Source organism: Paenibacillus xylanivorans (assembly GCF_001280595.1).
In the GTDB taxonomy this organism is placed as follows: domain Bacteria; phylum Bacillota; class Bacilli; order Paenibacillales; family Paenibacillaceae; genus Paenibacillus; species Paenibacillus xylanivorans.
Genome location: NZ_LITU01000070.1, coordinates 26663 through 41806, shown reverse-complemented (window position 1 = coordinate 41806; position 15144 = coordinate 26663). Strand labels below are relative to the sequence as shown.

Sequence of the window (15144 nt, the reverse complement as noted above, 5' to 3'; positions counted from 1 at the left end):
CCTGTGCTCGATGCCTAAACTCCTGCACTACCTGCATTCCCGCCTCATCCAGCTCTTCCATCCATGCTAGTTCTGCATACCGGTTGATACACGCCCGCGCTTGATCCACCTGCCCCATCTTCTGGTGAGCCATGCCCCGCATTTGGAGACTGAACCCGTGATAATAGATCAACGGACGCTCGGTATGAATATAGGGTAAAGGTAACCCCTTGGTTCGATGCTCCTGTCGCTCTTCATGAATGCACTGCACACATTGATACAACATGTCCGCCCTCTCCATTACCTTGTTCCAATTTTCAAAAGCAACAGCCATGTCCAACATTTCAACTATGATGTTCGGTTTGAGTGATTTCAGGATAGAAGTTCGCAAGGATGGGTCCTCCTTTAATTTGAGATGGGCTAAATAGTAAGATAACTCCGTATTAAATACCTTTATTGTTGATTTCCCTTTTAGAAACTCCAAAGAAGTAGTACAATAAAATAAATATAGTACTTTATCGTAGTTTTTTCAATATATTTTACCGCCTTTATATATCTGCTAATTACTTCGATACTCTCCTAACCTTTAGGAGAGGTGGTTAATATGAAAACATTACGGAATTCCGTTGGAGAACGAATTAGAGCAATTCGTAAGGCGAAAGGTTTGACACAACAACAGCTTGCGGAACTTTCAGGATTGGATGACGCATATATAGGATCGGTAGAGCGAGGGGAGAGGAATTTTTCAATTGATACTTTGGAGAAAATAATATTAGGTTTGAATATCCCTATTCATCAAATATTTGTTGTTTCTCGACATGAAAACAATGAAGACTATGAAATAAATAAAGCAGTTGATGAATACAGCATTTTATTAACTGATCTAAATTTAGAACAGATTAAAGCCTTAAATAACATTGTACACGAAGTAAAGAAAGTCATTCTTTCATAATTCCTATGTTGAATCTCATAACCAACTATAAATAGACCGTAATTGATATATTTATCCAATAAAATAGATAGGAATTTTCTCACCAAAAATTTTTACTCTCTATGCAGTGGAATTTAATAGTATAGCTTACCTTTAAAAGCGTAATAGTTTTACCACTAGCCTTATCTATAATAGTGGGCCTAGCCTATTAAAATAGTAAAATTGCGGTAATTATTTTAATAGCTCTACTTGACCTCACAGTGGCCCCATTCTACACATGTTCTATTCAATTCCATTGATATTCTAAGCTACCAACAAAAATAATAATGCGACTTTCGTAAAAAACGCCATCCCAAAAACGAATGGCCTTCAGGACCTTGGTTTTAGGATGGCGAGTATTCTCTGTGTTTTTTGGAATTCACATCATTTAGCATAAGTTCTCCTTAAAACATCGCTGTATATATTTTATAAGAACTTACTCGGTAAAAATCTTGATGGGGACTGTGATATTTTCTTACCTGTGGGTAATACTTTTGTTTTAGAATAAGATAGATAAAGAACTCTTTTAGCACGTGTTATAGCCACGAATATATTATGTCTTTCTTCTTCTAGCGCCTTTCCATTCATTTTTATAGCTCTGTAATCAGGAAAAGTACCATCACTCATACCTAGTATGTGCACTACTTGGAATTCTAATCCTTTGGAAGCATGCACCGTTAAGAGACCAATACCCTTGTTGATTTTCTCTCTAACTGTCCCTAGTGCAATTTGATTTCTAAACTTAGCTAAATCATGCAAGTCTCCAGTAGTTTGTTTAACATAGTTTATCCAGTATGTCTTCCACATTTCCAAATCATTTTCTATTAGAAATAAGAATTCTTCTTCTTCGGACCAATATTCCGCTGCAAAATCACTAAGTATTTTTAATGCTTTACTAAATTTAGGCCGTTCAATAGTGAGAATTTCCCATACATGTAACAAGCATTTATACGGCTCTTTCCAATCATTTAAAACATACTTATTAAGTTCATTTAATAATTCGAATCCGTTCATTTTATTATTTGTTCTTATATCCTCGATTCCTTTTTCTATGTTCAATATTTCCAACAAATGTTGGAAATGAAGCCTATCAGAAGGATTAATAATCAATCGAGTTCCTAACTCAAAGCAACGAATAAAATCTGATTCGCTATCAATGATATTTGAAGAACGAGTATAATATGGAATACCTAGTATATTTAATTGATCCTCTAGAGTTTTTAAAATATATTTATTTCTTGCAATAACAGCGCAGTCCTCGAAAGTTATTTTATTTTCTATTTGTGCATGTCCATTTTCAATTAAATCTTTAAAATTGTTTATTATCCAGTTTGCCTCTTCCATTTCGTCATTAAATATTTTTAGAGATACTTCACCCTCAATTTTCAATTTTCCATGAACTTCTAGTGTGGGATTTATTATCTTAGCAAATTCAATAATTTCTTTTGTGGAGCGATAATTTTCATTTAGTTTAATTTGTATCGGACTAAAGTCTTTTATGAAAAGTTCACACATATATTTGCTGTCTGCTCCATTAAAACCAAATATAGCTTGATTGGGATCGCCAACCATCATAATGTTATTAAAGCCATTGTTACATAATGATTTTATTAACTCATATTGAGCAAAATTCAAATCTTGAGCTTCGTCAATACAAACATATTTGTATAATCTCTGATAAAAATTAGTTATAGATGGTCGCTCAATAAATATACGATATGTTAAAAAGATTAGATCATCATAATCAATTGCATTTTGTTGTCGTAGAAGATTATCATATTCTCTATAAAGCTCCGCAAACAAACTTTGATTTTCATTTAATGCGATTTTATCTTCAAAAAAATCTGGTGCTTTTAAAGATCTTTTTTGTGCACTAATAAAGTCTAAAACTTTTTTTATGAATTGTTGCTTGTTTTCCTGCTTCAATAAAATCTCTTTTAATTCTGGTTTATAATCAAAAGCTTCTCGCAATATATCCTGTCTATCTGACTCAGAATCAAACATGTGAAAATCATTACTTAATCCTATAAATTTCCCATGGCTATTTAATACATCCATGCAAAAGCGATGTATTGTTCCAATAAAAACTCTCTCTTCTATATTTTCTTCAATATTTAATAATCTCTCTCTCATTTCTTCAGATGCTTTGTTAGAAAAAGTAAGAGCCAGCACTCTGTAATGACCTTTTTTATTCGTAATTAAATTTCGAACTCTTTCAGTTAGTACTTGTGTTTTCCCACTACCTGGACTAGCCATTACAAGAATCGGACCCTCTGTATGATGAGTTACTCTCAATTGGGACTCAGATAAGTTAATATTACTCATCAAAATTCAATCCTCCATTCTCTACATACCAATTTTACTTCCTATTTGAACAAATAAATCTTTTATCTTTGGAGGGATACGTCTATCCGGATCGTCAATCTCAATTAGTTTTTTTGCTATTAGTGGCCCATACTTTGTCTTTCCGTTTCTTAACTCTTCTAATACTTCATCATCAGAGAACTCTTTACCACTCCACTCTCTTTCAAGAGCAGTTCTATGCTGATCATTAACTGCTGCATTAATTTTGCTTTCAATTATTACAGATTGAAGTTCATTCTTATAGTCTCTAGTCATAATTTTCTCAAAATTTAATCCCTGATCTATCTTAATTACATTATTATCATCTATTGATTTCCCCAAACTTCTTATAACAGAATCTAGCTCACTAATTACATCTACTTCTCCATCCGAGAAAATAAACCAATCAATATTTAAACCCTCTGCTATCCTTAAAAAAGGAAGATATCTTGCTCCCTTACCTCCAACACCTATGAAGCTAAATCCTAACTCATAGGGATGTTTATTAAAATGTTTCTGAAAGAATATTGGCAGAGCCTGTTCTTCAGTTTCACCTTCGAAAAGAACAATACCACGTGAAAATAATAATTCACCACGAGTATGCATAACTTCTCTATTTATTTTCCTTAAGTCTTCACCACTAAGATTAGTTAAATCTATTTGTGTTACTTTGCACTCAGAATTTTTCTTGCAAAAGTATCTTATGGATGAGATGTTACCTTGGCTCACAATATACGGTGAATGTGTACTAACAATTTTCTGACCCTCAAATTCACTTATTTGTTGAAATATATGTCTTTGAGCATGTGGATGTAAATGTGCTTCGGGCTCTTCGAGAGCTAATAACGGAGAAAAAGGAATACTGCTTTCTTCATTTTTTTTTAATACCCATGAACAATATGAACGAAATGTCAACAAAGTTGCCCAGCTTCTTGTTCCCATACCATGATAATTGAGAGGAAAGCTTTCACTCCCGTTATCCTGGTACAATATATCAATTCCTCTATTTAGATCCCGCAACTTTCTCGTTAATGGAGTAATTTGGACTCCCTGCTCAGTGCCAGAAGCTATTTCATTAAGTTGGGTAAGATTTGATTTAATATGATTTAGAACATCACTTTTTTCTAATATAATTTCGTTTAATTTATTTAAAATCCTTTCTATTCGAGAGATATCAGCATTATCCAAGTCGATATCGGAAGCTAATTTGCTCCAGTAAGAAGAAGACTCCTTCAAATCTTTTATCATATCCCTCTGCGCATCCATGAAAAATAAAGGTAATTTCTCTAAAATTCTTCTGGTAACCTGAGCTCCTCTAACCGATTTTGCTTCATATAACTGCTCAGGATCGTCATACCAAAAATCTAGAGCTTCTTGTGAGATAACAAATTCATTTTTTATTGAATTAAATTCTATTTTTGTTCTCACTGCCAAGAATTGTCTTTCTGATATATCAAACTGTAATAGAGTTCCAAAATGTTCATTCCACGCATCATTAAAATTCATACATCTATTAAATTGTTCATCAATAGGTACTATGAGAATATCAATAATAGCCTCATTTTTATTTATTATTTGCTCATTTGGCGATATGTAGATATCCTCTTTACTTACATACTTTCTTCCTACTCCTAGAGATAATTCCAAAGCTCTTAGAAAGCTGGTTTTCCCAGAATTATTAGCCCCCACCAACAAAGTTAACGGCTCTAATGTGACATTAATACTTCGCAGGGATCTAAAGTTTCTTATTCTAACTTCTTGAACTAGAATTGACACAATAACACCTACTATCTTAGATTTTATTACTAGTTAAAATAGTAACATTATAATCAACATACTGGTACACAATTCCATTAAACGGAATTATATTCGGTAATTATGATACAGTTCTCCAGTTACAAGTAACAGCAAGTTTTTGAGCAATCCTTTGTAGGATAGCCCTTTCAAATGAAATTAACGTTTCCCGGAACGTGCTACACGATTTTTAGAACCCTCAGCATGATATTCGAAACGATCTGTTGTTAATTCTCCCACTCATTATCGGAGTTATAATAAGGAAGAAAGTTTCCAATATTTTAAAATTATGTTTCTATATAGAACGTCATTAAGAAACTAACAAAACCTCTACAGTCGCCAAATCGGGTAATACATGGTAAATAAACTCGAGGCGGCGATGAAAATGAGTAATAAAGAGATTGAACGATTGAATACGGCAATGAAACAAACCTCAGATAAACGGCTTTACGAAAGATATCTAGCGGTTCGCCTTCGTCTCGAAGGACACACCTTTGACGAAATCGGTGAATTACTTAGCCGCGCGCGTCAAACGATCAGTATTTATTGGCAAGCCTACCAAGCTCAAGGGCTGACGGGTCTGGAGATGGATCATTCTCCTGGACAACCGACAAAACTCACGAAAGAACAGCGTCATCGGTTAGCCGCGATGTTGGAACAGCACGCACCCGTCGATGTGGATTTTGAGGCTCGTTATACCTGGACCCTGCCACTGGTAGCGGAATGGATTAGACGGGAATTTGGTGTCACTATGAGCGTACGTGGAATTAGCGCAATGCTAAAACGGATGAATTTTAGTTTTACCAAAGCCACTTACACGCTTGCCAACGCCAACGAGGAGGCTCAGGCTTTCTTCAGAAAGCACACATTTGCTCAGCTCAAGAAACAGGTGGAGGCCGAACAAATTGACCATCTGCTGTTTGAAGACGAGTCTATGATTCGCTCGTATCAAGCCCTTCAGTACAATTGGTTTCCTCGCGGCAAGCAACGCAAAGTGCCAACATACGGCAAACATGAAGGAGCCAAATTATTTGGTGCCATTAACTATGAAACCGGTCAAGTTCATCATCGAGAAGAAGAAAAAGCGGACACTGCGGCCTTTATTCGATTTCTACAGGATATTCTCTCTGCTTATCCTAATGGAAAAATGGCATTGATTTTGGACAACAGTCGGATTCATCACGCTACAGAGCTACAGCCGTTTTTAAAGGAACATCCGCGGCTGCAGCTAGTTTTTCTACCACCTTACAGCCCAAACCTTAACCCCGTTGAAGGACTTTGGCTATGGCTCAAAGCTGATGTGGTGAACAACATCTTTTTTGAAAAATTTTATAAGATCAGACTTCATGTGAGTCAATTTATGAAGCGAATCAACAACCAACCGATGGAAACGATAGATCGTCTCCTCGTCAGGTTATAAACTTAATTGCGGTCTATATAGTAAATCTTCAAGGAACTGAATATATCCTCGTACCCATCTACAAAACAACCCGCTCAAACTCCGCAAACTCAATCCGGTTACGCCCATTCTGCTTCGCCTGATACAACGCCTTATCCACTGCAGCGAACAGCTGAATCAGATACCCCTCCGGATTGTCCGGTACATGTTCCAATTCAAAATCCTCAATCGACAGAATGCCTATGCTGATCGTAATGGACACCTGTTCAATCTCGTGATCAACCACAATGAGGTTGGACTCCACTGCTAATCTCACACGTTCCGCTATTTGTTGAGCTAACTGGCGTTCGGTATGCGGAAGGTAGATCATAAATTCCTCCCCGCCATATCGCGTTAGAATATCGGTGCTCCGAATGGATTCTTTGACGGCCTGAGCGGTGCGTTGCAGCACTTCATCCCCGATGACATGTCCGTAGCGATCATTGATCGCTTTGAAGTAGTCAATATCCAGCAGTATGAGTGAAAACGGTGTTTTATATTGAATATTGGTTATAACCTCATGATTCAGGTGTTGGGTCAGATAACGGCGGTTATAACAGTTGGTTAGACTGTCCGTGAGGGCGAGTTCTTCCAGCTTGCGATTGGCCTCGGACAACTCCAGACGAATACGATCTAGGGCATGATTACGCTCCTGAAGCGTCTCATTCTGCCGATTCATTTCTTTTACATAGAATCTCTCTTGAGAGACGTCCTGAAACGTAAGGATATGACCAATGGGTGCGCGAGCAGCATCAACAATGGGAGACGCTTGGAGGATATAATGGCGGATGTCATCCCGCCCCACGATCACTTCAATTTGAGACAATGTATTGTCTTTTTGCTTATACTCCTCCAGAAACTTCTGGCGGCTGCCCTCAACACGAACAGAACCCAGAAATGCCTCCATATCAAAAGAATCCCCCACATGCAGATCCATAAAGGATCGGGAGGCTTTGTTCAATTCAATAATCATCTCATTCTCATCCAATACAAGGATGCCGTAAGGAATGGTATTGATCACATCCTCGTGCGCAATGGAGACCAGATCGAACACATTGTATCTTTTGATGACATAGACGAAGAACAGGTCCGACAGAAAAATGCCCAGCGAAGTCATTCCGGGAATAATAAACGGTAAATACGCTCTAAAAACCACATTAAGCAGAGCATCGATGGTTGCAAAAACAGCCAGCACGAATATGCCCCATAGCGTAACTTTCACCTGGTTTTTAATCATGGTGGACGTTCGCGAAGAATAAAGTGCCCGGAACAAAATAAAGAGGGAAGTCACAAAGTAGCTCACGAGAATAAACATGACAACCCAGAACCAGGGTCCATAGGCCCGCTCAACATAACCGCCTTCCAGCGGAGTTACAAACCAGCTCCACGGGTTCAGGACCACGCCTACAGCGCCAATAACCGCGGGAATAAATAGCAGGAAGGATCTTATTTTGCCTAATCGCTCCGCCTCACCAGTAATAAAGATAGTAAGCAGCAGCCAACCGCCCCCGAGCAAGGAAACCGCGACAAAAGATAACGTAACATAGAACAACTGCAAGCCGGGATCATCCGTCAACGTACTCGCAAACTGACAGAATGGCCACAGCATCATCAACCCATGAAACAAAAAGTAAACCTTATGTAAGTTCGTAATTCTAACCGTTGCAAAAACATATACGTATACACCAAACAATAGGACGAATAGAAAGAGATCATACCATACTAATGGGCTCACGAATCTTCTCCTTTTTGCATGCGACAACGAAGATAGTATTGAACTGGGGTATTTCTTAACGCTACTTACGCTAATGTGGACCTTTGATAAACCTATAAAAGATATTCTTATACTACAGCTAGCTATTGGTTAAATTAACCACATCTTATCATACCGCTACTGGACTGAGTAGCCCATACAATGGCAATCCAGCCAACCTCTGATTGAATTTTGCGCTATTTTTGCGTTTTCGTGAAAGAATTTGAACGTTTGGATGCAAACCGGGAGGGAAGAAGACCTTGTTAGCTGTCGTAGGAGATACGGAAGTGCGCATATAGAGCCCTCCGTCGCCGGACGGCCCTCTCCTCATTCGTGTACAGTAGCCAAAGGCAAATTGTCCGAGAACAAATCCGGATTATCTTGGAGCATGTCCGTAATGACTTCCGTCAACATCGCCGCATCACACACTCTGACGATCGCATCACCAAGCTGCCCCTTGCGCATCGCACCTTTACGTTCAAGAACGTCATCCACTTTCCAAAAATGCTCCGACCACGACAATCCGCAATGTCTCCGGGAGGGCACCGAAATTTCGGTTCCATCGGGTAAAACCGTACGTAACATCTCAGGCTCATCCGTTAATCTGCCCGGGATGTCGACCCATTCTTCGATACCATGGATAAACGTGTTCCGTTTCAGATCAACGCCGATCAAAAGGATGGTTGCCTTCCGATCGAGCAGTTTTCCCCAGGCTGAGCCTCTCGCACAAGGTGTATCGAAAAGATGATCGTCCTTCGTAAATGCTTCGGCGTCCCGTCCCAGAGCAGCTACCGAATGTGTAGGGTGCCAAGAACGTACGACCTCAGGTCGTTTGCGAAATAGCTCAGGCAGAATACCGACGCAGCATGGTGAGGATTCCACGTGGAACATCGGATTGTCCGCATTGATCGTGGACCATGTATGCGTTGGCAACACCAGCAGTCCGTCCTTCATATACTCGGTCAACGCATCCAACACCGTATCCGCGCCGCCTTCAACTTCGCCCATGCTTTTCATGGAAGAGTGCACGAGCAACGTCCCTTGGTCGTCAATGCCGAGCTGGCGCAGTTGGTGGAACAAACTTTCTTGGGTATGCATCATTAATGGATAACCTCCTTTGGGCTATTATAGCAAAATAGAGTGTAGACGACGGTACTAACGTTATCCTTTGTATTGGAGAGAGCACAAGACCCGTTTCAGGCCGTCTACCATGCGCCTCACGGCAAGACAAAGGGCCGGGGAACCCCCCGGCCATAAGGAAAGAATTTGTATGAGTCCATGAATAACAAAACTATTTAATCACAACGTACTCCAGGTTCACCAATTTCGCATAAGTAACGATCTGGTCTGTTGTCAGGTTCAAGGATACTACGGTATGGTGACCGCCGCCATTCTCGATCCAAGCTCTGACCCCATCCTGGAAGTTAGGCTTCACATTCCACAGTACACGGGCTACCGGTAGATTAGGCGCTGGAACCGTCGGTTCGAATGCGGATACTTCGTTGATTAACAATTTGTAATGCGTTCCGAAGTCTGCCATGGATACCACGACACCTTCTCCCGCTTTGCCATCGAATACGAGACGTGCAGGGTCTTCACGATCGCCAATACCCAGTGGGGACACGATGATTTTCGGTTTGTTGCTGGCGAGTGTCGGGTCAACTTCAAGCATATGGGATTGAAGGATCGCCTCTTGACCAGCCGCCATCTCGTATGTGTAATCCTCCATGAAACCTGTGTTTTCGTTATGGGCCATAACTTTGAGCAGGCGGTCGAGTGCAGCCGTTTTCCAATCGCCTTCACCTGCGAAGCCATACCCTTGGGCCATCAGGCGTTGAACAGCCAGACCCGGAAGCTGCTTCATGCCATGCAGATCTTCGAAGTTGGTGGTGAAGGCACTGTATCCACCTTCGTCCAGGAAACGTTTGATCGCAATTTCATAACTTGCTTGTACACGTACGCTAGCTTCCCAAGCTTCTTTGCTGTTCGTGCCATAATCGAATTCATACAGCTCTGCATACTGAGCGATCAGATCATCGATTTCTTGCTCCGTTACGGCATTCACGTATTGCACAAGGTCGCCGATACCGAAATAATCGACTGTCCATCCGAATTGGATCTGTGCTTCCACTTTATCCCCTTCGGTTACACCTACGTTACGCATGTTGTCGCCAAAACGAGCAACCTTGATGTTGAAGCTTTCGTTATAAGCTACCGCTACGTCCATCCAATCCGCAACCTGTTGCTGCACTTCTGGGCGCTCCCAGTAGCCAACAACGATTTTGTTTTGTTTTCTCAGGCGTGCATTGATGAAGCCATATTCGCGGTCACCGTGAGCCGCTTGGTTCAGGTTCATGAAGTCCATGTCGATCGTCGCCCATGGAATGCTTTCATTGAATTGTGTCGCAAGATGAAGCAACGGTTTTTGCAGCAATTTCGTACCCCGAATCCACATTTTTGCAGGCGAGAACGTATGCATCCAAGTGATTACACCCGCTACCTCGTCGCGATAGTTCACTTCTTTCATAATGCTCGTGATTTTATCTGCGCTTACCGCCAAATCCTGCAATACGAGCGGGTATGGCAGAACGCCGCTTGCATTGAGGGCATCCGTGATTTTCTGTGCGTTGGCTTTAACCTCACCAAGTGCTTCTTCCCCGTACAAATGCTGCGAACCTACAACAAACCAAAACTGTTTTGCTGCTGTTGCTGACATGTAATCATCCTCTTTTCTATATAGTGTGTTTAACTCCATTTACACTTGATTACTCCAACTGCAGTACCATCTTACGATCGCTGTTTTCCTGCTCGCATCATTTCTGTCCGTAGTACGCGTCTTTTCCGTGTTTACGCAAATAGTGTTTATCCAAAATGCCTTGCGGCAGTTCTTTTGCAAAGTTATTCAATTGCCGCGCATACAGGTTCATTTTGCACACTTCCTCCAGCACGACGCTGTTCACAACCGCTGACTTGGCGTCTTTGCCCCATGTGAACGGTGCATGACCATGAAGTAGAACTGCCGGGATCGCCATCACATCCAACCCCCGCTGCTTGAACGTTTCGATGATGACATGGCCTGTCTCCGCTTCGTAGCCCCGATCGATTTCACCCTGATTCAAGAAACGGGCACAAGGTACGGCACCATAGAAAGTATCTGCATGCGTCGTCCCCATCACGGGTACGTCCAATCCGGCTTGCGCCCAGATGGTCGCCCAGGTGGAATGGGTGTGCACGATACCACCGATTTCCGAGTAATGTTTATACAGCACCGCGTGAGTCGCGGTATCGGAGGAAGGTCTCATTTCGCCCTCTACCACATTGCCGTCCAGATCAACCACAACCATGTCGCTTGGTTTCATCTTGTCATAGCTGACACCGCTCGGTTTGATGACAAACAGACCGCTGTCCCGATCCATTGCGCTGACATTACCCCATGTGAACTTCACGAGTCCGTGCTTCGGCAGCTCCAGATTCGCCTCATAGACCTCTTCTTTCAGTTGTTCTAACATGTGTTAGTGCCTCCCGTTCTCTACCAGATGATCTACCGCTGCCTGCTCAATCGCGAGGCCCTTCCGATAACGTTCGATAAATACTTCAAACCCTTTGACATCCGATGCATCCGGCGCAACTTCCTCACCCTGGACATCATTGAAGACCTTCTGTTCCAGGAACACATCCAGGCTCTCCTGCTGATCCTTGTTGATCATGTACGAGGCTAGAAGCGCCATACCCCATGCGCCGCCTTCACCCGCTGTAGACATGACTGACACCGGCACGTTCATCGCTGCGGCTACGATCCGCTGTCCGACAACAGGAGTCTTAAACAGACCACCATGAGCCAAAATGCTATCAATCGCCACATGCTCGTTCTTCGTCAAAATGTCCATACCAAGCTTGAGTGCACCAAAAGCGGTGAACAGATGCGTACGCATGAAATTCGCCAGATTGAAATTACTTTCCGGGGAGCGGACGAACAATGGGCGGCCTTTATCGATGCCCGTAATGTTTTCACCCGAGTAATAACCGTAGCTCAGCAAACCGCCACCATCCGGGTCAGCTTCCAAAGCCTTATTGAACATCACGCTGAACAATTTACCGGTGTCGACTTCGTATCCCATCGCCTCGGAAAATTCACGGAATAATCCAAGCCAGGCGTTGATGTCGCTGGAGCAGTTGTTAGCATGCACCATGCCTACCGGACTGCCGTCTGGCGTCGTAACCATATCGATCTCGGGATACACTTTGGACAATTCCTTCTCCAAGACGATCATCGCGAACACGGAGGTGCCGACGGAGATGTTGCCCGTACGCTTCCTCACGCTATTCGTTGCTACCATGCCCGTTCCGGCATCACCTTCTGGCGGACAGAGTGGAATGCCTGACTGCAAATCATTCGAAGGATCGAGTAACTTGGCTCCCGCTTCGGTTAACTCACCAGCGTTCTCACCTGCGAGATACACCTTGGGAAGAAGCTCCTCAACCTTCCACGGATAACCTTTGCCTGCGATCAGCTCATCGAACTGCCTGATCATGGACGGGTGATAATTATGCGTAGACTCGTCGATGGGGAAAATGCCTGAAGCGTCGCCGATACCGATGGCTTTATTACCTGTAAGCAGCAAGTGTATGTAACCAGCCAAGGTTGTCAGGTGATCGATGCGTGGCACATGGCCCTCTTCGTTCAAGATCGCTTGGTACAAGTGAGCGATGCTCCAGCGTTCCGGGATATTGAACTGTAGAAGATCCGTCAGCTCCCTCGCAGCCTTCCCTGTAGTCGCATTACGCCAAGTCCGGAACGGTACCAGCAGTTCTCCCGCGCTATCCAGTGCGATATATCCATGCATCATGGCGGAGAATCCGATGGAACTTATCGTTTGCAGCGTGATTCCGTATTTCCGCTCTACGTCTTGCTTCATTTCACGATACGCGGTCTGAAGACCTGTGATGATATCCTCCTGGTTGTACGTCCAATATCCGTCTTTCAAGAGGTTCTCCCATTCATAACTGCCTGACGCGATGGTCTCAAAACGTTCGTCAATCAACACCGCCTTGATCCGCGTCGATCCAAATTCGATGCCTAGTGAAGTGGCTCCCTTGGTAATCGCTTCCTTCATATCCACATGACTCATGATCACGTAGTCCCCTCTCTGACCACAGTAGGTAAAAGTTGAAAAATATAATTGGCTTATGATGATTGAAATGAATTCATATTCCGGTTTATTGAAAAGAATGCGCTTTCCTTTTCCGACAGCCTAAGTATATTTTTTGTACGTACATTTGTCAATAATATATAATAGTTATACTTACATTAGTTAAGATATAACGTCTAAATGATCTAATTTCTGTGCTCAATAGGTTATGTTGTAGGGTACACATCTCAATTTCATGACGAGAATTGTACGGTTTATTTTGTAAAACTGGCTTCTTCATAGCCATTCGATTCGAATCATGATAAAATATGTACGTACAACTATGTATATGACGATGTTTTTTTATAGATAAGTAACGATGAAAGAAGTGGACTGCGTGAAGCCAAAGTATCAGGTCATCATTGACGATATCAAAAGCAATATCCTATCGGGAACCTATAGCGTAGGCGAACAAATCCCTACCGAATCCGCACTGCAGGACAGCTACAACGTGAGCCGCCAGACGGTGCGGAAGGCTATTTTGGAGCTATCGAACGAGGGCTTTTTGAGAAGTGAGAAGGGTTCCGGCACCTATGTAAGCAATCTCTATCGATCCAGAACCGGCGGGAACACGATGAAAAAAACAATCGGCGTCATCACGACGTACATCTCCGATTACATCTTCCCCTCCATCATCCGCGGCATTGAAGGCCGGTTAAATGAAGACAACTATTCGTTGCTCTTAGCCAGCACGAATAACGATGTCGCGCAAGAGAAAAAGGCGCTCGAGATGATGCTGTCCTACGGTGTAGATGGCCTAATCGTCGAACCGACCAAAAGCAATCTGTACAACCCCAACATTGCTTATTACCTTTCCTTTAAGGAGCAGGATGTACCTTTTACGATGATCAATGCCTTTTATGAAGAGCTGGAGGTGCCTTTCTTCTGTCTGGATGATGTGCAGTCCAGCTATCTAGCTACCCGGGAACTGATCGCCAAAGGACATAGCCAGATCGGCATTATCGCGAAAATGGATGATTTACAAGGGAAGTATCGGATGAAGGGATATATCAAAGCGCTGGGCGAAGCCAAGTTGCGGTTTCATCCCGAGCAAGTGCTTTCGTTCGATACGGCATCGAAGCCGAACCTCTCCACTAACCTGGAGGTGTTTCTGGAGGAAAACAGAGATGCGCTGACATCCCTTGTCTGTTACAACGATGAGGTGGGATTGGAGGTCGTACATGCATGTAGAAAGCTGGGCATTTCCATTCCAGACGAGCTATCCATTATCGGCCAGGACAATTCATACATCGCCAAGAACGCCAACATCAAACTCACGACGTTAACTCATCCCCAAGAACAAATGGGCCGTGACGCAGCGGATTGGGTCATCAAGAAACTGCAAGGCAAAAAGGATCTGCCCACCAACACCTATTACCAGCCTGTGCTGGTTGAGGGTGAGACGGTGAAAGAAATCGAGTTGGAGTAGTATTGGAACCGAAAATTAAAAAGGGTCGTTGAATTCTTCAACGGCCTTTTTTCTATATATAAATGTTAACGATGGTGTCGAGCACTGCAATATCCTGGATGAGTTTTTTTCTCATCAGCCCATGAGATCCTGTCTTTCTATCATCTGTAGCATAGTAGGCTAGTAATATAGCTATTTTGTTCAAAAAAACTTCAAAACATCATATAATAACCACTTAACAAACCATTAAAACTGGTATATTATACAATT

The 15144-nt window shown here is 42.3% G+C and carries 10 protein-coding genes and 1 pseudogene; 3 read left to right on the top strand and 8 right to left on the bottom strand.

The genetic code is table 11. The features are described from left to right. Positions 1–370: pseudogene (locus AMS66_RS34000) on the bottom strand (DNA-binding protein); the annotation flags it as partial. 213 nt (positions 371–583) lie between these two features. Here AMS66_RS34000 and AMS66_RS20035 point away from each other — a divergent pair. Further along, positions 584–931 carry a helix-turn-helix domain-containing protein gene (locus tag AMS66_RS20035; protein WP_053782473.1) on the top strand — a complete coding sequence of 116 codons (348 nt, stop codon included), beginning with the start codon at positions 584–586 and terminating at the stop codon, positions 929–931. 444 nt (positions 932–1375) lie between these two features. On the opposite strand, the gene AMS66_RS20030 is transcribed toward AMS66_RS20035, so the two are convergent. Together AMS66_RS20030 and AMS66_RS20025 are read right to left on the bottom strand one after the other, a co-directional pair. Continuing rightward, on the bottom strand, positions 1376–3274 hold the full coding sequence (locus AMS66_RS20030; protein ID WP_053782472.1) for an ATP-dependent helicase: 1899 nt from the start codon (positions 3272–3274) through the stop codon (positions 1376–1378). A 21-nt stretch (positions 3275–3295) separates the two neighbouring features. Further along, positions 3296–5068, bottom strand: coding sequence for an ATP-dependent nuclease (locus AMS66_RS20025; RefSeq protein ID WP_160319717.1), 1773 nt, complete (start codon positions 5066–5068; stop codon positions 3296–3298). Positions 5069–5465: 397 nt separating this feature from the next. On the opposite strand from AMS66_RS20025, the gene AMS66_RS20020 reads away from it, so the two are divergent. Then, entirely contained in the window at positions 5466–6506 is a 1041-nt protein-coding gene (locus AMS66_RS20020) for an IS630 family transposase (protein ID WP_082350807.1), read from the top strand. Positions 6507–6564: 58 nt separating this feature from the next. On the opposite strand, the gene AMS66_RS20015 is transcribed toward AMS66_RS20020, so the two are convergent. The 5 genes from AMS66_RS20015 to AMS66_RS19995 form a co-directional block, all read right to left on the bottom strand. After that, a complete protein-coding gene (locus tag AMS66_RS20015) occupies positions 6565–8259 on the bottom strand; it encodes a histidine kinase N-terminal 7TM domain-containing diguanylate cyclase (RefSeq protein WP_053782469.1) in 1695 nt (564 codons plus the stop codon). Between the two features lie 345 nt (positions 8260–8604). Continuing rightward, the gene (locus AMS66_RS20010; RefSeq protein WP_053782878.1) at positions 8605–9375 is read right to left on the bottom strand and encodes an AAC(3) family N-acetyltransferase; all 771 of its coding nucleotides are present in this window, start codon (positions 9373–9375) and stop codon (positions 8605–8607) included. Between the two features lie 193 nt (positions 9376–9568). After that, a complete protein-coding gene (gene araA, locus AMS66_RS20005; protein WP_053782468.1) occupies positions 9569–10993 on the bottom strand; it encodes an L-arabinose isomerase in 1425 nt (474 codons plus the stop codon). Positions 10994–11090: 97 nt separating this feature from the next. Further along, on the bottom strand, positions 11091–11786 hold the full coding sequence (locus AMS66_RS20000) for an L-ribulose-5-phosphate 4-epimerase (protein ID WP_053782467.1): 696 nt from the start codon (positions 11784–11786) through the stop codon (positions 11091–11093). Between the two features lie 3 nt (positions 11787–11789). Next, entirely contained in the window at positions 11790–13406 is a 1617-nt protein-coding gene (locus tag AMS66_RS19995; RefSeq protein WP_053782466.1) for a xylulokinase, read from the bottom strand. A 397-nt stretch (positions 13407–13803) separates the two neighbouring features. Here AMS66_RS19995 and AMS66_RS19990 point away from each other — a divergent pair, with 397 nt between their 5' ends. Continuing rightward, positions 13804–14895, top strand: coding sequence for a GntR family transcriptional regulator (locus AMS66_RS19990; protein WP_053782465.1), 1092 nt, complete (start codon positions 13804–13806; stop codon positions 14893–14895). Positions 14896–15144 lie beyond the last annotated feature (249 nt).

Excerpts from the sequence above, each read along its gene's own strand:
- AMS66_RS20035 (WP_053782473.1), top strand. The coding sequence starts at position 584 with ATGAAAACATTACGGAATTCCGTTGGAGAACGAATTAGAGCAATTCGT.
- AMS66_RS20030 (WP_053782472.1), bottom strand. The coding sequence starts at position 3,274 with ATGAGTAATATTAACTTATCTGAGTCCCAATTGAGAGTAACTCATCAT.
- AMS66_RS20020 (WP_082350807.1), top strand. The coding sequence starts at position 5,466 with ATGAAAATGAGTAATAAAGAGATTGAACGATTGAATACGGCAATGAAA.
- AMS66_RS20010 (WP_053782878.1), bottom strand. The coding sequence starts at position 9,375 with ATGCATACCCAAGAAAGTTTGTTCCACCAACTGCGCCAGCTCGGCATT.
- araA (WP_053782468.1), bottom strand. The coding sequence starts at position 10,993 with ATGTCAGCAACAGCAGCAAAACAGTTTTGGTTTGTTGTAGGTTCGCAG.
- AMS66_RS20000 (WP_053782467.1), bottom strand. The coding sequence starts at position 11,786 with ATGTTAGAACAACTGAAAGAAGAGGTCTATGAGGCGAATCTGGAGCTG.
- AMS66_RS19995 (WP_053782466.1), bottom strand. The coding sequence starts at position 13,406 with ATGAGTCATGTGGATATGAAGGAAGCGATTACCAAGGGAGCCACTTCA.